At 67.4% G+C, this 19,653-nt stretch carries 17 protein-coding genes; 12 read left to right on the plus strand and 5 right to left on the minus strand.

Annotation, left to right across the window (positions count from 1 at the left end):
• Positions 1-55 precede the first annotated feature (55 nt).
• Complete coding sequence (rpoB, locus tag RH90_RS02905) at positions 56-4,264, minus strand: DNA-directed RNA polymerase subunit beta (RefSeq protein ID WP_010183772.1); 4,209 nt, start codon at positions 4,262-4,264, stop codon at positions 56-58.
• Between the two features lie 326 nt (positions 4,265-4,590).
• Here rpoB and RH90_RS24190 point away from each other — a divergent pair, with 326 nt between their 5' ends.
• A complete protein-coding gene (locus RH90_RS24190; RefSeq protein WP_232280292.1) occupies positions 4,591-5,817 on the plus strand; it encodes a hypothetical protein in 1,227 nt (408 codons plus the stop codon).
• A gap of 188 nt (positions 5,818-6,005) precedes the next feature.
• Here RH90_RS24190 and rplL read toward each other — a convergent pair whose 3' ends face one another.
• Both rplL and rplJ read right to left on the minus strand, forming a co-directional pair.
• Positions 6,006-6,383, minus strand: a complete 378-nt coding sequence (rplL, locus tag RH90_RS02915) for a 50S ribosomal protein L7/L12 (RefSeq protein WP_010183774.1) — start codon at positions 6,381-6,383, stop codon at positions 6,006-6,008.
• Positions 6,384-6,435: 52 nt separating this feature from the next.
• A complete protein-coding gene (gene rplJ / locus RH90_RS02920) occupies positions 6,436-6,957 on the minus strand; it encodes a 50S ribosomal protein L10 (protein WP_010183775.1) in 522 nt (173 codons plus the stop codon).
• A gap of 458 nt (positions 6,958-7,415) precedes the next feature.
• On the opposite strand from rplJ, the gene RH90_RS02925 reads away from it, so the two are divergent.
• Together RH90_RS02925 and RH90_RS02930 are read left to right on the plus strand one after the other, a co-directional pair.
• A complete protein-coding gene (locus RH90_RS02925; RefSeq protein ID WP_010183777.1) occupies positions 7,416-7,706 on the plus strand; it encodes a GIY-YIG nuclease family protein in 291 nt (96 codons plus the stop codon).
• A gap of 153 nt (positions 7,707-7,859) precedes the next feature.
• Positions 7,860-9,041: a pyridoxal phosphate-dependent aminotransferase gene (locus RH90_RS02930; protein WP_010183779.1), complete on the plus strand. Its 1,182-nt coding sequence runs from the start codon at positions 7,860-7,862 to the stop codon at positions 9,039-9,041.
• A 121-nt stretch (positions 9,042-9,162) separates the two neighbouring features.
• Here RH90_RS02930 and RH90_RS02935 read toward each other — a convergent pair whose 3' ends face one another.
• The gene (locus RH90_RS02935) at positions 9,163-9,474 is read right to left on the minus strand and encodes a hypothetical protein (RefSeq protein WP_029624993.1); all 312 of its coding nucleotides are present in this window, start codon (positions 9,472-9,474) and stop codon (positions 9,163-9,165) included.
• On the opposite strand from RH90_RS02935, the gene RH90_RS23290 reads away from it, so the two are divergent.
• On the plus strand, positions 9,466-9,642 hold the full coding sequence (locus tag RH90_RS23290; RefSeq protein ID WP_157134506.1) for a hypothetical protein: 177 nt from the start codon (positions 9,466-9,468) through the stop codon (positions 9,640-9,642). The genes RH90_RS02935 and RH90_RS23290 overlap by 9 nt on opposite strands.
• A gap of 5 nt (positions 9,643-9,647) precedes the next feature.
• A complete protein-coding gene (locus RH90_RS02940; protein WP_157134507.1) occupies positions 9,648-11,591 on the plus strand; it encodes an AsmA family protein in 1,944 nt (647 codons plus the stop codon).
• Here the strand turns inward: RH90_RS02940 and RH90_RS02945 are convergent.
• Entirely contained in the window at positions 11,588-12,532 is a 945-nt protein-coding gene (locus RH90_RS02945; protein ID WP_010183784.1) for a hypothetical protein, read from the minus strand. The two genes, RH90_RS02940 and RH90_RS02945, sit on opposite strands and share 4 nt — an antisense overlap.
• Positions 12,533-12,705: 173 nt before the next feature.
• Between RH90_RS02945 and RH90_RS02950 the strand changes: the two genes are divergently transcribed.
• The 7 genes from RH90_RS02950 (at position 12,706) to RH90_RS02980 (ending at position 19,607) form a co-directional block, all read left to right on the plus strand.
• Positions 12,706-13,698: a cysteine synthase A gene (locus RH90_RS02950; RefSeq protein WP_010183786.1), complete on the plus strand. Its 993-nt coding sequence runs from the start codon at positions 12,706-12,708 to the stop codon at positions 13,696-13,698.
• Between the two features lie 50 nt (positions 13,699-13,748).
• Positions 13,749-14,054, plus strand: coding sequence for a hypothetical protein (locus tag RH90_RS02955; RefSeq protein ID WP_010183788.1), 306 nt, complete (start codon positions 13,749-13,751; stop codon positions 14,052-14,054).
• Positions 14,055-14,385: 331 nt separating this feature from the next.
• Positions 14,386-14,886, plus strand: coding sequence for a division/cell wall cluster transcriptional repressor MraZ (locus RH90_RS02960; protein ID WP_010183789.1), 501 nt, complete (start codon positions 14,386-14,388; stop codon positions 14,884-14,886).
• The gene (rsmH, locus tag RH90_RS02965) at positions 14,883-15,842 is read left to right on the plus strand and encodes a 16S rRNA (cytosine(1402)-N(4))-methyltransferase RsmH (protein WP_010183790.1); all 960 of its coding nucleotides are present in this window, start codon (positions 14,883-14,885) and stop codon (positions 15,840-15,842) included. The genes RH90_RS02960 and rsmH overlap by 4 nt, the downstream gene beginning before the upstream one ends.
• The gene (locus RH90_RS02970) at positions 15,842-16,459 is read left to right on the plus strand and encodes a hypothetical protein (protein WP_010183791.1); all 618 of its coding nucleotides are present in this window, start codon (positions 15,842-15,844) and stop codon (positions 16,457-16,459) included. Before rsmH ends, RH90_RS02970 begins: the two co-directional genes overlap by 1 nt.
• The gene (locus RH90_RS02975; RefSeq protein WP_010183792.1) at positions 16,456-18,195 is read left to right on the plus strand and encodes a peptidoglycan D,D-transpeptidase FtsI family protein; all 1,740 of its coding nucleotides are present in this window, start codon (positions 16,456-16,458) and stop codon (positions 18,193-18,195) included. The genes RH90_RS02970 and RH90_RS02975 overlap by 4 nt, the downstream gene beginning before the upstream one ends.
• A complete protein-coding gene (locus RH90_RS02980; RefSeq protein WP_010183794.1) occupies positions 18,192-19,607 on the plus strand; it encodes a UDP-N-acetylmuramoyl-L-alanyl-D-glutamate--2,6-diaminopimelate ligase in 1,416 nt (471 codons plus the stop codon). The genes RH90_RS02975 and RH90_RS02980 overlap by 4 nt, the downstream gene beginning before the upstream one ends.
• Positions 19,608-19,653: the final 46 nt, after the last annotated feature.

Genomic DNA, 19,653 nt, shown 5'->3' on the forward strand with positions numbered 1-19,653 from the left:
TCCGGCGCGTTCCGCGCCTCCCTCCCTCTCCCGCCGGGAGAGGGAGAAGAAGGCCTTACTCCGCCGCGATCGCGACGCCGTCGGTGTCGAACTGCTCGGTGGTGGTGAGCTCGATGTTCAGACCCAGCGAGCGCATTTCCTTGACGAGAACGTTGAAGCTCTCCGGAATGCCGGCCTCGAACGTGTCGTCACCCTTGACGATCGCCTCATAGACCTTGGTGCGCCCGACCACGTCGTCCGACTTCACCGTGAGCATTTCCTGCAAGGTGTACGCCGCGCCGTAGGCCTGGAGTGCCCAGACCTCCATCTCGCCGAAGCGCTGACCACCGAACTGCGCCTTACCACCCAGCGGCTGCTGCGTGACGAGCGAGTACGGCCCGATCGACCGGGCGTGGATCTTGTCGTCGACCAGATGGTGGAGCTTGAGCATGTAGATGATGCCCACCGTCACGCGCCGATCGAACATGTCGCCGGTGCGGCCGTCGAACAGCTCCGACTGACCCGACGAGTGCAGACCCGCCAGCTCGAGCATGTCGGCCACATCGGCCTCGCGCGCGCCGTCGAACACGGGGGTGCCCATCGGCACGCCGGTCCGCAGGTTCTGCGCGAGTTCGATGATCTGGCTCGCGTCGCGCGCCTCGATGTCCGCGGCGTAGTGATCGCCGTACACTTCGAGCAGCCGTGCCTTGACCGCGTCGGGCATGTCGCCCGGTGCGGGTTCGGGGTTGGCTTCGCGCCATTCCTCGAGCTGCGTGTAGATCTGCTGACCCAAGTTACGGGCAGCCCAGCCGAGATGCGTCTCGAAGATCTGACCGACGTTCATGCGCGACGGCACGCCGAGCGGGTTGAGCACGATGTCGACCGGCGTACCGTCGGCGAGGAACGGCATGTCCTCCGCCGGCAGGATCCGCGAGATCACGCCCTTGTTGCCGTGACGGCCGGCCATCTTGTCGCCCGGCTGCAGCTTGCGCTTCACCGCGACGAACACCTTGACCATTTTCAGCACGCCCGGCGGCAGCTCGTCACCGCGCTCGAGCTTGTCGCGACGATCCTGGAACTTGTCCACGATCACCTTGACGGCATCGTCATACTGCACCTTGACCGCTTCCAGATCGCTCTGGGTCTTGTCGTCGGCGACAGCGAACTTCCACCACTCGTGACGGTCGACCGAGTCGAGCACGTCCTGGTCGATGACCACGCCCTTCTTCGGGCCGTTCTTGGGAACGGCGGTCGCGGTCTGGCCGAGCAGCATTTCCTTGAGGCGCGACCAGGTCGCGCGGTTCAGGATCGTGCGCTCGTCGTCCGAGTCCTTCTTCAGGCGCTCGATCTCCTCGCGCTCGATCGCCATCGCGCGCTCGTCCTTGTCGATGCCGTGGCGGTTGAACACCCGGACCTCGACGACGGTGCCGGCAACGCCCGGCGGCAGGCGGAGCGAGGTATCGCGCACGTCCGACGCCTTTTCACCGAAGATGGCGCGGAGGAGCTTTTCCTCCGGCGTCATCGGGCTTTCGCCCTTCGGCGTGATCTTGCCCGCGAGAATGTCGCCCGGCTCGACCTCGGCACCGATGTACACGATGCCCGCTTCGTCGAGGTTGCGAAGCGCTTCCTCGCCGACGTTGGGGATGTCGCGCGTGATGTCTTCCGGCCCGAGCTTGGTGTCGCGCGCCATCACTTCGAACTCTTCGATATGGATCGACGTGAACACGTCGTCCTTCACGATACGCTCGGAGATGAGGATCGAATCCTCATAGTTGTAGCCGTTCCACGGCATGAACGCGACGAGCGCGTTGCGGCCGAGCGCGAGCTCACCGAACTCGGTCGAGGGACCGTCGGCGAGCACGTCGCCGGCCGTCACCACGTCGCCCACCTTCACCAGCGGACGCTGGTTGATGCAGGTGTTCTGGTTCGAGCGCTGGAACTTCATCAGCGTGTAGATGTCGACGCCCGACTGGCCGGCATCGATCTCGCCGGTTGCGCGGATGACGATACGCGCCGCGTCGACCTGGTCGACCACCCCCGCACGCCGTGCGGAGATGGCAGCACCCGAGTCACGCGCGACGGTCTCTTCCATGCCCGTGCCGACGAACGGCGCCTCGGCCTGGACGAGCGGCACGGCCTGACGCTGCATGTTCGAGCCCATCAGCGCGCGGTTGGCGTCATCGTTTTCCAAGAACGGAATGAGCGATGCGGCGACCGAGACGAGCTGCTTGGGGCTGACGTCCATCAACGTGATGTTGTTCGGGATCGCCATCAGGAATTCGCCCGCCTGACGCGACGAGACCAGTTCCTCGACGAAGCCGTTCGACGAATCGAGCTCGGCGTTGGCCTGCGCGATCGTGTGCTTGGCCTCTTCCATCGCCGACAGATAGACGACGTCGTCGGTGACCTTGTGGTCGACGACTTTCCGATACGGCGTTTCGATGAAGCCGTACTTGTTGACGCGGCTGAACGACGCGAGCGAGTTGATCAGACCGATGTTCGGGCCTTCCGGCGTCTCGATCGGGCAGATGCGGCCATAGTGCGTCGGGTGAACGTCGCGGACTTCGAAGCCGGCGCGCTCACGCGTCAGACCACCCGGTCCGAGCGCCGACACGCGACGCTTGTGGGTAACTTCCGACAGCGGGTTGGTCTGATCCATGAACTGCGACAGCTGCGACGAGCCGAAGAATTCGCGGACCGCGGCAACCGCGGGCTTGGCGTTGATCAGGTCGTTCGGCATCACCGTCGACACGTCGACCGACGACATACGCTCCTTCACGGCGCGCTCCATGCGGAGCAGGCCGACGCGATACTGGTTCTCGAGCAGCTCGCCGACCGAACGGACACGACGGTTACCGAGGTTGTCGATATCGTCGATGTCGCCCTTGCCGTCCTTGAGGTCGACCAGCGTCTTGATGACGGCGAGAATGTCCTCGGTCCGCAGCGTGGTGACCGTGTCCTCGGCGTCGAGGTCGAGGCGCATGTTCAACTTCACACGGCCAACGGCCGAGAGGTCGTAGCGGTCGGGATCGAAGAACAGGCCGCTGAACAACGACTCTGCGGTCTCGAGCGTCGGCGGCTCGCCGGGGCGCATCACGCGGTAGATGTCGGACAAAGCCTGCTCGCGCTCTTCGGCCTTGTCGACCTTGAGCGTGTTGCGGATCCAGGCGCCGGTCGCGATGTGATCGATGTCGAGCAGTTCGATCCGGTCGATCCCGGCCTGGTCGAGCAGTTCGAGATTCTCGGCCGAGACTTCATCGCCGGCTTCGATGTAGATCTGGCCGGTGGTCTCGTTGATGAGATCATAGGCGCTGTAGCGGCCGAAGATTTCTTCCGTCGGGATCAGCAGGTCGGTGAGACCGTCCTTGGCCGACTTGTTGGCAGCACGCGGCGAAATCTTCTGGCCGTTGGGGAACACCACTTCGCCGGTCTTGGCGTCGATGATGTCGTACATCGGCTTCTGGCCACGCCAGTTCTCGGCCTGGAACGGGATGATCCAGCCACCCTGGCCGCGGACGAAGGTCACGCGGTTGTAGAAGTGGTTGAGGATTTCCTCGCCGGTCATGCCGAGCGCGTACAGGAGCGCCGTCACCGGCAGCTTGCGTTTGCGATCGATGCGGACGTTGACGATGTCCTTGGCGTCGAACTCGAAATCGAGCCACGAACCGCGATACGGGATCACGCGCGCGGCGAAGAGATACTTGCCCGAGGCGTGCGTCTTGCCGCGGTCATGGTCGAACAGCACGCCCGGCGACCGGTGCATCTGCGAGACGATGACACGCTCGGTGCCGTTGATGATGAAGGTGCCGTTGCCCGTCATCAGGGGCATGTCGCCCATGTAGACGTCCTGCTCCTTGATATCGAGGACCGAGCGCGAATCGGTATCGGCATCGACCTCGAACACGATCAGGCGCAGCGTGACGCGCATCGGCGCGGCATAGGTGATGCCGCGCTGACGGCACTCGTCGGTGTCGAACTTGGGGGGCTCGAGCTCGTAATTGACGAAGTCGAGTTCGGCGGTGCCGGCGAAATCGCGGATCGGGAAAACGCTGCGCAGCGTCTTCTCGAGACCCGAGACATAGCCGATCGACGGATCGGAGCGGAGGAACTGTTCGTAGGATTCGCGCTGAACCTCGATCAGGTTCGGCATCTGCACGACTTCGTGGATGTTGCCGAACACCTTGCGGATCCGGCGCTTTGCCGTGCCGCTCTCCGCGCGCCGGGTGGGCGCGGTGCCGTCGCCGTGGCGCGAAGCGCCATTCTGATCCGTCGGGTTGGTTGCCATGGAGTTTTCTGCCCTCAAGCCTGAAATTCGGCCCGGAATCCACCGGGCGGGCGTGCACTTCGAAAACGACAAAAAGCCGCGTGTTGTCCGCGTGTGCGGATAACAGCAGCTGTCATGCGTCTCGAGAAACCTCAACCATCAATACGATCGATGCACTGCGCGACGGCACATCATTTCCCGAAGGTTGGGGTGGAAGGCGTGATATAGGGGGCGGGCAGGGGCGTGTCAACGCAGTCGCACGGCATCGGTTGCGCTGCGGCGAACCGCTCGGCGCAGCAATCCTTGGCAGCGGGGGTTTTATCGCTATTGCCGGGCGGGTGAAACCCTTGATCCGCTTATCCCTCCTCGCCGCCGCGAGCGCAATGGCGTCCGGCACCGCAGCGCTCGCGCAGAACACGGTGCCCGCGCAACCGCTGCCGGGGCTCGACTCGTTCAGCTTGCCGTCGAACCGGCCTGCGCCGCGCGTCGCGCCGTCGCCCGAGCCGACGACCAACCCGCGTCCGGTCGAGACCGAGACCGTCGCGCCGCCCGTCGTCGCGCCGACGACCCGCGCGACCGCCGCGCCACGTGCAACGCCGACGCCCGCTCGGACAGCACCCGCGGCGCGCGCGACACTTGCGGCGCGACCGACCCCTATCGCCAAGCGAACGCCCGCGCCGCGCCCGACCGGGAGCGCCACGCCGGTCGCGGCGCCGCTGCCCGTTCCGTCCTCGACGCCAACCGCTGCGCCTGCTGAAACACAAACCCCCGCGCCGGTCGCGCAGCCGAGCGTCGCGCCCGCAGCGGCTCCGGGAACGACCGAGACCGGCAGCGGCTATCTGTGGCCCGCCATCGCGGGCGGTCTGGCGCTTGCCGTCGCGATCGGTCTTGCGCTGTGGTGGCGGCGACGCGCGGCGCGCGAAACCCCGGCCTATGAAGAGGGCGCCGTCGTGGAAGACGTCCCGACGAGCGGCGATCCGGTGGTTGCAGCGCCGCAGATGGCGAGTGCGCCCGAGCCCGCTCCAACGCTAACGTTGATGCCTGTGCCCGCGCCTATCGTACCGGATGCGGTCACAGCGGCACGTGCGGCGATCACCTTCGAGCTGACGCCGAAGCGGGCAGGCACCAATTTGCTCAGCGCAGCGGTCGAATATCAAATCGTCGTGCGCAACAACGGCGACGCCGATGCGACGGGCATCCGGCTCGATATCCGCTTGCTGAGCGCAGGCGCTCAGCAGGACGCGACGATCGCGGCGCTGTTTGCGGCGCCGATCGATCGCCCGATCACCGCGCCGTTCGACCTCCCCGCCGGGGTCGCGGTCGAACTGAGCGGCATGGCGCTGCACCCCAAGGCGTCGCTCGAGGTGATGGAGATGGGCGGCAAGGCGATGTTCGTCCCCGTACTCACCGTCGTCGCGGAGTATGACTGGGCCGACGGTAGCGGCCGCACCGCGCGCTCCTATCTCGTCGGCATCGACCGCGGGGCAGGGGGCAAGCTCGCGCCGTTCCGCATCGATAGCGGCGCGCGGATGTACGATACGGTGCGCGCGATCGAATATACCGTGCCGGCATAGGGTGTCTGCCCCGGGGCGGGGCGAAGAGACGGACGTGGATACGAAAAGGGGCGACACCTTGCGGTGCCGCCCCTTTTCTGTGGCAAGCCGTCATGGGCAAAGCCCATGACGTCGGACGCGGCATGCCGCGCCGGCCGGCCTCGCGGGGTGCGATTTAGCCGAGGCTAAATCGTCTCCCCGCTAGCGGCTCACTTAACCTCGACGGTCGCGCCGGCTGCTTCCAGCTGCGCCTTGATCTTGGCGGCTTCGTCCTTCGACACGCCTTCCTTGATCGCCTTCGGAGCCGACTCGACCAGCGTCTTGGCTTCGGTCAGGCCGAGCGCGGTGATCGCACGGACTTCCTTGATGACGTTGATCTTCTTGCCGCCGTCGCCGGTCAGGATGACATCGAATTCGGTCTGCTCTTCAGCAGCCGGTGCTGCAGCGCCGCCGCCAGCAGCAGGAGCCGCTGCAACAGCAGCAGCGGCCGAGACGCCCCACTTCTCTTCGAGCAGCTTCGACAGGTCGGCTGCTTCGATGACGGTCAGGGCGGAAAGCTGGTCAACCAGCGCGTTCAGGTCTGCCATGTGTATTCTCCAGTAAAATCAGTTCGGGTTTGAAATCTCGAAGCACCTGAAATCAGGCGTCCGCCGTGTCCTTTTCCGCATAGGCGGCGAGCACGCGGGCGAGCTGTGCTGCTGGCGCCTGGGCGATCGTCGCGAGCTTGGTTGCAGGAGCAACCAGGAGGCCCACGATCTTCGCGCGCAGTTCGTCCAGCGACGGCATCGTCGCGAGTGCCTGTACGCCTGCTACGTCGAGGACGGTCGCACCCATCGCACCACCCACGATTTCGAACTTGTCGTTCGTCTTCGCAAAGTCGACGGCCACCTTGGCGGCCGCGACGGGGTCGATGGAAGTGGCCAGACCGACCGGCCCGGTGAGCATGTCGCCCAACGTGACGTAGTCGGTGTCGGCCAGTGCGATCTTGGCAAGCTTGTTCTTCGAGACCTTGTAGCTCGCCCCTGCGTCGCGCATTGCGTTCCGCAGCTTGGTCGACTGCGCCACCGTCATGCCGAGGTTGCGGGTGACGACCACCACGCCGACTTCGGCAAAACTGTGGTTCAGGTCGGCGACGAGCTCGGTCTTTTGAGCGCGATCCATGCCATTCTCCACGTTTGACCTTGCCGCTTGCACGACAAGGCCGGTTACAAACCGGATGCTGGTGCACCCGGAATTGTCCAGCGATGGGGAATGGGAGCGTCGCCCCGTTTGATGGAGGGCGGCAGACCGGTCGCGGCAGGGCCGAGAGCGGTTGTAATCCTGGTCCCCGTCTCGGCAGGAAATTAAGACCGGGCAGATCCCGATCACCTACTGTCTTGGACGGTCCCGCCGCGCCGAGGCGTGACGGGAGAGTGGCGCCTTTAGCGGAGGTGGCGCGAAAGTCAATCGCCCCTCGTCGTCACTCCAGCGAAAGCTGGGGCCTCGTGGTGGTTGCGTCGCGCGTCGTCGCTCGAGACCCGAGCTTTCGCTGGGGTGACGGGTTTGGAGGACTTCTCCAAAAAAAACCGTCATGCCAGCGGAAGCTGGCATCTCCATTGATTGTTCGATACGCTAGCGTAATGAGCGGGGGCGGCTGGACCTACATCATGGCGGCCAAGCCGCGCGGGATGCTCTACATCGGCGTCACTGCTAACCTCGTAGCGCGCGCCGATCAGCATCGGCGTGATGTGGGAGCGGCGTTTTGCCGCCGCTACGGAATTAAAACACTGGTTCACGCCGAAGCGCACGACCGGATCGAAGACGCGATCATGCGCGAAAAAGCGCTGAAAGCGTGGAAGCGCGACTGGAAGATCGAACTGATCGAGCTCGGTAATCCCGACTGGCGCGATCTGTTCGACACGCTCGCTTGACTGGCTGGGGTCTCACGCCACTTGAACGCCGCGTCGCGCTTTTCTCCGACTCCCTCTGGCTTTTGCATCGAAACTGCGGAACACTCAGCCGCAAGGACCGCACGAGTCCATGCAGGACGGAATCGATATCCGCTTTAAGCAGGGGCCGATTCAATGACCGAAGACAGCATCACCACCGCACCGCTCGGCGCCGAGGCGCAGGACGATCTGCTCACCCGTGGCTTTGCGCGGCGCGATCTCGCGCGCATCGCCGCGGTGTTCGGCGTCGGCGCGCTCGCCGCTTCGGTCGGGCGGCCGGCGTTCGCGTCGGGTGGAGTGCCCGATCCGGCGCCCACCGCCAAGGTTCGCATCGGCGCCAACGAATGCTGGACCGGCCCGCTCGCGCCCGGCCAGAAGGCCGCCGCGGCGATGGTCGCGATGGGCAACCGCTATTCCCCACACGACGAGCGCGGCGATTTCATCAAGGCGGTGATGTCGGTCGAGAACGTCCCGTACGACCATGTCGCGCCCTGGCCGGGGTCGAGCGATCCATTGTGCCGCGCGGTCGTGACCTATTGTTCGCCGACGAAGGGGCTCGTCACCGCCGATCCGACCTTCGAGCTTGCCGGGCGCACCGCCGCCTGGCTCGGCGCACCGGTCAAGGCGGTGCCGCTGACCGCGGAATATACGCACGACGTCAAGGCGATGCTCGCCGCCAACCCCGATGCCGGCCTCTATTATATCTGCACGCCCAACAACCCGACCGGCACGATCACCCCGCTCGTCGATGTGGAATGGCTGATCGCCAACAAGCCCGCCGGATCGATGGTGCTGATCGACGAAGCCTATACGCATTTCGCGGGCGTGCCGGTCGCTTCGTATCTCGCGGTGAAGCATCCCGACGTGATCGTGATGCGCACCTTTTCCAAGCTATTCGGCATGGCCGGCCTGCGGATGGGCTATGTCATCACCAATCCCGCCAATCTCACCAAGATGATGCGCTATGACGGCGGGATGCAGTCGGGCGCGCTGCCCGTCACCAGCCTGGCGTGTGCAACCGCGAGCCTGACCGCCGCCCCGCTGATCGCCACGCGGCGCGCCGAGATGCAGAGCGCGCGCGGGCTGACGCTCGATCACCTCAAGGCGCGCGGCGTGAGCGTGTTTCCGACCAACGCCAATATGTTCATGATCGACTGGAAGACCAAGCAGGCCAAGGACATGCAGGTGGCGTTCCGCAAGCAGAGCGTCGAGATCGGCCGGTCGTGGCCGATCTGGCCGACCGTCAGCCGCGTGACGGTCGGGTCGAGCGCCGAGATGAAGGCGTTCTGTACCGCGCTCGACAAGGTCATCGCCTAACATCACCTTCTAACCGTCACCCTGGGCTTGTCCCGGGGGCCACTGTGACGCGCACGCTGGGGTCGGAGTGCGTGCATCCCGGTGGACCCCGGCACAGGGCCGGGGTGACCGAAGGGCGGCGCTAGGATGCGTCCGGCAACCCCGACACGATCCGCGTGTACCAGCGTGGATGGCCCGCCGCGTCGCGCTCGATATCGGGCACGCCGAGCGGATCGCTCCCGGTCTCGATCCAGCCCGCGCCGAGGCAGCGGTTGCAGATCGCGCGGATGCTGCGGAAGCTGATCAGGTCGATCTCGCGGTTCCACTGGCCGTGCCCCTTGCATACCGGGCACGCCGCATCGAGCGCGCCGTTGCGCGGCTGGAGCGGGATGATGTCGAAGGCGTGCGGCGATTCGGGGCCGTCGCAATGGACGATCTGGCTGGCATGCGGCATCGCGTCGGTCTCCTCGCCGGCCGGAAACGTATCGCGGCGGCGTCGGCTCCGGCGCTTGCGCGTTTTTGTGCCGACGGGGAACGCCGTATCGCCGCGATCGGGGTTCCGACGCTGATCGACGGGCATACCGTGTCGATGCTGCAACAATCCGCGGACCTCAGGGTTTGAACGAGGTGACGACTCTTCCGCCTCCCCTCCCGCAATCCGCCCCGCGCCGCCAGCGCTGGCGCCCGCCCGCGCTTGCCATCGGCGCGGCGTTGCTCGCCGCCATCGGCCTATTCGTGCTCGCGCTCGGCGCTTTTCCGGTCGGGTTGGTGCGCGGGCTGGTCGAGAACCGCGTGTCCGCGGCGCTCCATGCCAAGGTCGAGATCGGGTCGGTCACGCGCGACAGCGCGTTTTCCTATACGCCCGTGGTGGTGCTGCACGACCTGCGGATCGCGCAGCCGGGCTGGGCGGGGCAAGGCGATTTCGTGCGCGTCGCGACGGCGCGCGCGCGCGTTCCGGTGCTGGCGCTGCTGACCGGGCGCTTCCGCCCCGATCGCGTCGCGATCGACGGCGCGCGGATCGCGTTGGTCCGCGATGCGAGCGGCCGCGCCAATTGGAAGCCCGACGACTCCAAGCCCGACCAGGCCGGTACGAGCCGCCCGAGTCTTTCCGACCTCAGCGTCACGAATACGCAAATCGTGCTACGCGACGCCAAGCGCCGGTTGATCGTCGCGGGCCCGCTGACGGTCGATGCCACGCACGGGCTGCGGCTGACCGCCACGGGCAGCTTTCGCGACACGCCGGCAACGCTCGAGCTGACCGGCGGCCGGATCGCGGGAATCGATCCGACCGCGCCCTATCCGTTCGTCGCCAAGCTCGCCTCCTCCGCGCTCGACTTCACAGCGCGGGGAACGGCGCAGGGCGTGCTCGACACGCGCCACTTCACCGCCGCGATCAGCGCGCAGGCGCCGACGCTCAAGAACCTCGACTATCTGGTCGAGGCCGGGCTGTTCGGCACGCAGCCGATCGACCTCACCGGCACGATCCGCCACGACGGACGCGACTGGTATGTCGATCGCCTCGGCGGGGCAATCGGCCGCTCGCGCTTCACCGGCCAGGCGACCGTCCACAAATACGGCATCCGCACGATGATCGACGCGCGGATCCGCGCCTCCCGCTTCGATTTCGACGATCTCGCCGACAGCCAGGGCCGCGCCGAATCGGCCGCGCGGCTCGCCCGGATCGGCCCGCGCGTCATCCCGCCGACCAGGATCGATTTGTCGAAGCTGTGGAAGACCGACGGCACGATCCGCTTCGCCGCCGATCACCTGCTGTCGAACGGCGGCACGGTGTTCCAGAGCCTGTCGGCGACGCTCAATCTCGACAATCGCGTGCTGACCGTGAGCGACATCGTTGCGCCGCTGGCGAGCGGGCGGATGACCGGCACGGCGCGGGTCGATCATCGCAGCGGGCTGCCCAAGCTTGCGCTCGACCTGCGGCTCGCCGGGCTCACGCTCGGCGCGCTGGTCGGCAAGCCCGACATGGTCGACGGCGTGGTGCGCGGCCATATCGTGCTGCGCGGGCAAGGCGAGACGGTTCGCGACGCGCTCGCCCATGCGAGCGGCAAGGCCGCGATCGTCGCGACGCAGGGGCATGTCCGGCGGATGATCGCCGACGTGCTCGGGCAGAGCCTCAGCGGCGCGATCGCGCATGCGATCGGGTCCCCGAGCGAAAGCGTGCCGCTGCGCTGCCTCGTCGCCGATTTCCGCGGCGCAGGCGGCGTCTTCACCCCGCATCCGCTGGCGATCGATACCGGCAGCTCGGTCGGCAACGGCACCGGGCGGATCGTGCTCGACGGCGAGCGGATCGACCTGACGCTGACGGGCGCGACCAAGAGCCGCGCGCTGCTGCGGATCACCGACCCGATCCGCATCGGGGGGACGCTGAGTACGCCGAGCGTCACGGTGGCGGGGCTCGGCGCGCAGGACAAGCCGAGTTCGGGCGGGGTGCTGCGCGTGCTCGGGCGCTCGATCGGGCAGGCGCTGGGGCTGACCAAGAGCGCGCCCGTGCCGACGGCGGCGCTGCCGGCAAGCTTCGACTGCTCGCGCGCGGTCGCGGCGGCGCTGCGCTAGCGCGGGCGCACCCCGATCGCTGCGCGGTCGGCATCGTAGAGCACCGCCCAGTGGAAATAGGGCGCCAAACCCAGCGACAGCCGGCCGACCGCGCGTCGGGCCAGCGGCACGTAGAACATCCCGCTCGCCTGCTCGCGCCGGCCGATCACGACCGGCATCGACGCGGTCGCCCCGCCAACGCCGATCGTCACCTGCGCGCGCGTTCCATCGGGCCACGGCGTCACGCTCGGACCGCCGATGATGCGCAGACCCGGCGCGCCCGTGTCGAACAGCGCGCGTGCGCAGAGCACGCGCTCGGGATGCTCGGCGAGCAGGCATCCGTTGCTGGTGTCGTCCTTGTCGAGCGCGATCAGAGTGAAGCCGTTCAGCTCGGCGGGCGTCGGGTTGAGGATGATCCGGCCCGCGGCTTCGCCGGGGCGCGGCAGCTCGACGATCCAGCGCCTGGCGCCGAGCTGGACGAGCGGATTCGCGACAAGGTCCGGCTTGGTCCGGATCCCGAATATGGCATCGAAGCCCTCGCTCGGATGGCCGTTGCCCTGGATGCCGAAGTGCGCCGCGTCGACTCGCGACGCCGGGCAAGTCGGTTGGTCGGGAACACACTCGACCCGATCGATGCGCTGGAGCTGAACGTTGCCCGAGATCGCCCCGATCGCGAGCGTGCGCCGGATCGCCTGACCCCGGAACTGCGTGCCCGAATCGTAGCTGTAGCGCGCCGCAGGCCCGGAATCGCGCCGCGCAGCGTCGTTCAGCGCGCGCGGCAGGACGCGCAGCCCGGTCGAACCGGTGTCGAGCCCGGCCTGGACCGGCTGACCGTCGATCACCAGCGTGACGGTGTAGCGGCGCGTGCCGTCCGACAGATCGACTTCGCGGATCGGCAGTTCGGCGCGCTGCGCCATCGCTATCGAGGGGAACAGCAGCAACAGGGCGATCCAGTAGCGCATGCGTCCAGCTCCTATTCCAGCATCGCGATGCGCACGATCGCCTGCGCGGGACAAAAGCACAAGGGCGCCGCTTCAATGGTTTAGCGAGGCTAGCTCGCTCAGCGGCGCCGAGATTTGTCGGGTAGCGGCCCAGCGCGCATTGCAGGCGCGGGCAGGCGCGCTATGTCTGCAGGATGCACACCACGCCCACCTCGCTCGCGCTCATCGGCAACACGCCGCTCGTCCTGTTGAAAGGCCCGAGCGAAGCCGCGGGCGCCGAAATCTACGGCAAATGCGAATTCGCCAACCCCGGCGCCTCGGTCAAGGACCGCGCCGCGCTCGGGATCGTCGAGGATGCCGAAGAGCGGGGGGCTATCGCGCCGGGCGGGACCTTCGTCGAGGGGACCGCGGGCAATACCGGGATCGGGCTCGCGCTGGTCGCCAATGCCAAGGGCTACAAGACGATCATCGTCATGCCCGAGACGCAGTCCAGAGAGAAGATGGACACGCTGCGCGCGCTCGGCGCCGAGTTGGTGCTGGTGCCCGCGGCGCCCTATTCGAATCCGGCGCATTTCGTCCACACCTCGCGCCGCATCGCCGACGAGACGCCCAATGCTGTCTGGGCCAACCAGTTCGACAATATCGCCAACCGCAAGGCGCACATCACCGGCACCGCGGAGGAGATCTGGGCGCAGATGGACGGGCGGATCGATGGCTTCACCTGTGCTGCGGGGACGGGCGGGACGATCGCCGGGGTCGGGATGGGCCTCAAGGCCAAGGACGAAACGGTCTGCATCGCGCTGAGCGACCCGCACGGCGCCGCGCTCTACGAATATTATGCGCATGGCGAATTGAAGTCGGAGGGCTCCTCGGTCGCGGAGGGGATCGGGCAGGGGCGAATCACCGCCAATCTCGAGGGCGCGCCGATCGACACGCAGTTCCGCATTTCCGATGCCGAGGGGATGGAATGGGTCACGCGGCTGCTCGCCGAGGAGGGGCTGTGCCTCGGCCTGTCGTCGGGGATCAACGTCGCCGGCGCGGTTCGCCTCGCGCGCCAACTCGGCCCCGGCAGCCGAGTCGCGACGATCCTGTGCGATACCGGTTTTCGTTACCTATCAACGCTTTATAATCGAGTTTGGTTGGAGGCGAAGGGGCTGGTCGTTCCACCCTGGTTACAGCACGATTGATCGCGGGATCGACAACCGTGTCTTAACTCGTTACATTTATGCCACAGCCTATGAAAATCATCGCCCAGGATCCGGCTCAGACGAGCCAGCGCGCCAAGGTCGGCATGATCGGTCTCGCCGCCGTTTTGCTGCTCATCGGACTCGCTTCGGCGATCTTCGCGACCGCCAATCACGATCGGCAGGTTGCCGCGATCGGCAGCGCGCGCCCCGACGTCGTCGCCAACATGATCGCCGCCAACACCACCGATCCGAGCGCGCCGAAAGAGCCGCTCGCCGAGCTTGGGGTCGCCCCGAGCGCCGACGCGTCCGATGGCAATGTGATCGAAACCCCGAGCCGGAACGCGGCGTCGCGGTGATGCAAGCCATGCCGGGGATTTTACGGGAAAACGCGGGGATATCGCATGGCCCATGCGGGATATCGCGAGTGCAGCCCGCATCCTTTCGAACACAGCGAGAACAGGTCGATATGTCGCGCGAGATAATGAGGCCAAATCCCATCGATTAACGCGCTTTCCCGGGATTTCCCCTGATTTCCCCTTGTATCCCCGATCGGCCCCATGGTAACTGTCCGTTACAGGGACAGACTCATCTCGCCTGCGCGTTATGCGCTGACACTACAGGCACCGAAATTCGCGACCACGCGCTTTTCGGCTCGGGAGAGGCTTGTCCGCCGTGTGCGGGGGAAGCGTGGAAGACCGGAGCGATTATCAGGGTGAGGGGCTCGGACTTGTCGACGACAAGGGCCGGGTCGCGATTCCTGCTTCGCTCCGCCAGGCGCTCGCCGCCAACAGCCCGCGCGCCGACGGCAAGGACGGTGGCACCGTCATCATCGGCGTCCATCCCGAGCAGATTTGCCTGCGTGCCTATGATCCCGGCTATGTCCGCATCCTCAAGGCCGAGGTCGAGGATCTCCAGGCGCGCCACATCGCCGAGCACGGCAAGCCCGACTTCAACCTGAAGCGCCGCAACGCGAGCGGCGAGGCCGTGCCGTTCGACGGCTCGGGGCGTTTCATCATGCCCGGCTTCCCGCGCGATTATGCGCGGATCGCTGAGAACGCGTTCTTCTGGGGCACGTTCGACTGGATCGACATCTGGGACCCCAAGACGCTGCTCGACGCGGTCGGCGTCGACGACGCGATGCAGGCGGCGTGCCGCTATCATTGCAAGGCCAAGGGGATCGCGCTGTGAGCGACGTGATCCAAGGCGATGCTCCGCATATCCCGGTGCTGCTCGACGAAGTGCTCGACGGGCTGGCGATCGCGGCTGGCGAAACGCATGTCGATGCGACTTTCGGTGCGGGCGGCTACACGTCGGGCATGCTCGCGCGCGGCGCGCGCGTGTTTGCCTTCGATCGCGATCCCGATGCGATTGCGGCAGGTGCGGCGCTCGTTGAATCCGCGGCTGGCGCGCTGACGCTCGTTCCCGCGACCTTCTCCGCGCTCGACAGCGAACTCGCGTCGCGCGACGCGCTGCCGGTGCAGGGCGTGACGATGGATATCGGCGTGTCCTCGATGCAGCTCGACCAGGCCGAGCGCGGCTTCTCGTTCCAGTCCGACGGACCGCTCGACATGCGGATGAGCCAGGAGGGGATGAGCGCCGCCGATTTCCTCAACACCGCCGACGAGGCCGAGATCGCCCACGTCATCAAGGAATATGGCGAGGAGCCGCGCGCGCGTCGCGTCGCACAGGCGATCGTCTACAACCGCCCGATCGCGCGCACCGGCGAGCTGGCGCGGATCGTGCGCAAAGCGCTCGGCTACAAGCCGCACGACAAGAAGGACCCCGCGACGCGGACCTTCCAGGCGATCCGCATCCACATCAATCGCGAGCTCGGCGAACTCGAGGACGGCCTCGCTGCCGCCGAGCGCGTGCTCGCGCCCGGCGGGCGGCTCGCGATCGTCACCTTCCACAGCCTGGAAGATCGCATGGTCAAGCGCTTCCTGCGCGAGCGCTCGGGGTCGCTGCCGTCGGGCTCGCGACATCTGCCCGAGGTCGCGGCGAAGCACGCCCCCAGTTTCGAAGAGGTCGGTCGCCCGGTGAAGGCGAGCGAGGACGAGATCGCGCGCAATCCCCGCGCGCGATCGGCAACGCTGCGGACGGCACGACGGACCGGTGCCGCCGCATGGTCAGAAGGAAGTTTGTAATGCTTGGTCTCGCGGGCAAGAGTCTCGGTTGGTTCCTGGCGGGCGTCGCGGTGGCGCTCGGCTTCCTGCTGGTGCCGCTGCAGGTCGCGGCCGAACGCAAGAAGCTCGACCGCACCGCCGCCGAGATCCTGCGCGCCAAGCGCGACATCCGTGCGCTCGAGACCGAGTTCGACACGCGCGCCAATCTCGCCCAGCTCGACAAATGGAACGCCGAGACGCTGGGTCTGGTCGCCCCGGCGGCGGACCAGTTCGTCGCCGACGAGACCGCCTTGGCCTCGATCGAGCCGACGCAGCGTGGCACGGCTCCGCAAATGGCATCGTTCGTTCCTGCCGCTCCGTCCTCGGTGGCGATGAGCCAGCAGCCGGTGATCCAGCCTGCGGTCGCGACTGCCGTCGCACCGGCCGCGCCGCGCGCCGCCGCAGTGCCTGCGCAGCGCGCCGCTCCCGCGCCGGTGTCGCGTGCGGTTGCCGCGCCCGTCGCGCGCACCGCGATGGCGTCGGTCAGCCGCGAACGACCCCGCGCCGCGGTCGCGCTGCTCGATCGCGCCTTGCTCGACGACAGCGTGATCGGCGATCTGCGCAGCGGCGCGCGCGCCGAGAAACGGACCTCTCGATGAGCACTTTGGTCGCCCGCCCGCTTCCCGCTCGCCGCTCGAACGATCAGCGCCATGCGCTGGTCGCGGTCGCGCATGTGCGGCTGATGATGCTGATGCTGCTGATCGCGGCGGGCTTCGTGCTGGTGATCGGGCGGATCGCCTTGCTCGGGCTGTTCGGCGGTCCGGCGGGGGCGGCGACGCTGGCGATCAATCCGGTGGTGCGCGGCGACATTCTCGATCGCAATGGCCAGCCGCTCGCGCGCACGATCGAGGCGTGGACGATCGGCGTGCGCCCGGGCGACGTGCTCGGCGATCGCCAGGAGCTGGCGGGTCGGCTCGCCGGGCTGATGCCCGAGCATGATTCGGCCTGGTATCTCGACCGGCTGACGATGAAGGCCAAGTTCACCTATCTCGACAAGCACGCCTCGCCCGCGATGGTGAACCAGATCCACGCGCTCGGCGAACCCGGCATCGTCTTCGCGCGCGAGCCCGAGCGGCTCTATCCGCAATCGACGATGGCGGCGCACGTGCTCGGCTATATCGGGCCGACCGGCACCGATCCCCACATCCTCGGCCGCGCCGGCGTCGAGCGCGCGTTCGAGCAGCGGCTGACCGACCCGACGCGGCGCGGCGACGCGATCGACCTGTCGATCGACGCGCGCGTGCAGGGCGCGATGGAGAGCGAGCTCAGCCGCGCGATGGTGATGTTCCAGGCGCGCGCCGCGACCGGTCTCGTGCTCGACGTGCATACCGGCGAGGTTATCGCGATGGCGTCGCTGCCGGTGTACAACCCCAACAAGCTGACCGGCACGAGCAGCGACGCGCTGCGCAACAACGTCACGCAGTCGGTCTACGAGCTCGGCTCGACCTTCAAGCCGATCACGATGGCGACCGCGATCCAGACCGGTACGATCACCTCGATGGCGCGCCGCTTCGATGCGACCGCGCCGCTCAAGGTCGGCAGCTATACGATCCATGACGAGCGCGGCGATCCCAAGCGCTGGCTCAACATCCCCGAGACGCTGATCTATTCGTCGAACGTCGCGACCGCGCGGATTGCGGATGAAATCGGCAAGGACAAGCTCTCGGCGATGTTCACCGCGATGGGCTTCGGCGAGCGCCCCTCGATCGAGCTGCGCGAGCGCGCCGGGCCGATCTGGCCGCGCTATTGGGGGCGCACCACGGTGATGACGACGGCGTACGGCCACGGCATCGCGGTGACGCCGCTGCATCTCGCCAACGCCTATGCGACGATGGTCAATGGCGGCATCTGGCGGCCGACGACGCTGCTCAAGGTCGCGCCGGGGCAGGCGGCGGCGGGGCGGCGCGTGCTCAGCGAGCAGACCAGTGCGCGGATGCGGCAGTTGCTGCGGCTCGTGTGTCTCTACGGCACCGGGCGCAAGGGCGATGCGCCGGGCTACCGCGTCGGCGGCAAGACCGGCACCGCCGAGGCGGCGTCGAACGGCGGGTACGACCATCATCGCAACGTCGCGACCTTCGTCGCCGCCTTCCCGATGGATGCGCCGCGCTACGTCGTGCTGGCGATGCTCGATTCGCCGCAGGGGACCAAGGAAACCGGCGGCTGGAAGACCGCGGCGTGGAACGCGGCGCCCGTCGTGGGCCGCGTGATCGCGCGCACGGGGGCGATCCTCGGCGTGATGCCCGATACGCGGCGCGAGGTGAATCTCGCCGATCTGCGGCCGATGTTGAGCCTCGTCGCCGGCGCCACGCCGCCGACCGGCGGAGAAGAGCAATGAAGCTTTCGGCGCTGGTTCCCGGCGCCCCGGATGCGACGGTGACGGGCTTTGCGATCGATCATCGCAAGGTCGCGCCGGGCGTGGTGTTCGGTGCGTTCCAGGGCGCGGTCGTCAATGGCGAGGATTTCGTGCCCGCCGCGGTTGCCGGTGGCGCGATCGCGGTGGTGGCGCGGCCCGAGGCTGTGGTCGAGGGCGCGGTGCATGTCGCCGACGCCGAGCCGCGGCGGAAATTTGCCGAGCTCGCGGCGCGCTATTTCGCGCCTTTCCCAACGACCGCGGTGGCGGTGACGGGCACTAACGGCAAGACGTCGACGGTCGAGATGGTGCGGCAGTTATGGCGAATGGCGGGGTTCCATGCTGCCTCGATCGGGACGCTCGGGGTGACGACGGGCGATGATCAGGTGTCAACGGGCCTCACCACGCCCGACGTCGTGACCTTCCTCTCGAACGTCGCGGGGCTCGCGCGCGAGGGCGTCAGCCATGTCGCGTTCGAGGCGTCGAGCCACGGGCTGTCGCAATATCGCACCGAGGGCCTGCGGGTGTCGGCGGCGGCGTTCACCAATCTCAGCCGCGATCATCTCGATTATCACGGGACGATGGAAGCCTATCTCGACGCAAAGCTGCGGCTGTTCTCTGAGGTGTTGGTCGAGGACGGCGTTGCGGTGGTGTGGGCTGACGACCCCATGTCGGCGCGCGTCGTCGAGGTTGCGCGGTCGCGGGGAATCCGGGTGATCTCGGTCGGGACGCGGGGCGAGACGCACAAGCTCGTCGGGCGTGTGCCGACCTTGCTCGGGCAGGGGCTCGAGATCGAGGCCGCGGGCAAGACCTATAAGATCAACCTGCCGCTGATCGGCGCGTATCAGGCGGCGAATGCGCTGGTGTCGGCGGGGCTGGTGATCGCGGCGGGCGGCGATGTCGCGACGACGCTGGCGGCGCTGTCGCGCCTGCAGCCGGTCCGCGGACGGCTCGAGCGTGCGGTGATCGCCAAGAGCGGCGCGCCGGTCTATGTCGATTACGCGCATACCCCGGATGCGCTCGACGCGGCGATCTCGGCGCTCAAGCCGCATGCGGCTGGCAGGCTGATCGTGGTGATCGGCGCGGGCGGCGACCGCGACCAGGGCAAGCGCGCGCCGATGGGCGCGATCGCGGCGGCGATGGCGGACCAGGTGATCGTCACCGACGACAATCCACGCTCGGAGGACCCGGCGGTAATCCGCGCGATGGTGCTCGAAGGCGCGCCCGGCGCGACCGAGATCGGGTCGCGGCGCGAAGCGATCGGCGCGGCGATCGCCGCGGCGGGGCCGCAGGATATCGTACTGATCGCGGGCAAGGGACACGAGCAGGGGCAGATCGTCGGCGATCTCGTGCTGCCGTTCGACGATGTCAGCGTAGCGCGAGAGATGGCGGCGTGAGGGGTGGGCAATTTCCTCCCCTCCCCTTCAGGGGAGGGGCTGGGGG

The organism is Sphingomonas sp. PAMC 26605, from assembly GCF_000241485.1.
GTDB lineage: Bacteria > Pseudomonadota > Alphaproteobacteria > Sphingomonadales > Sphingomonadaceae > Sphingomonas.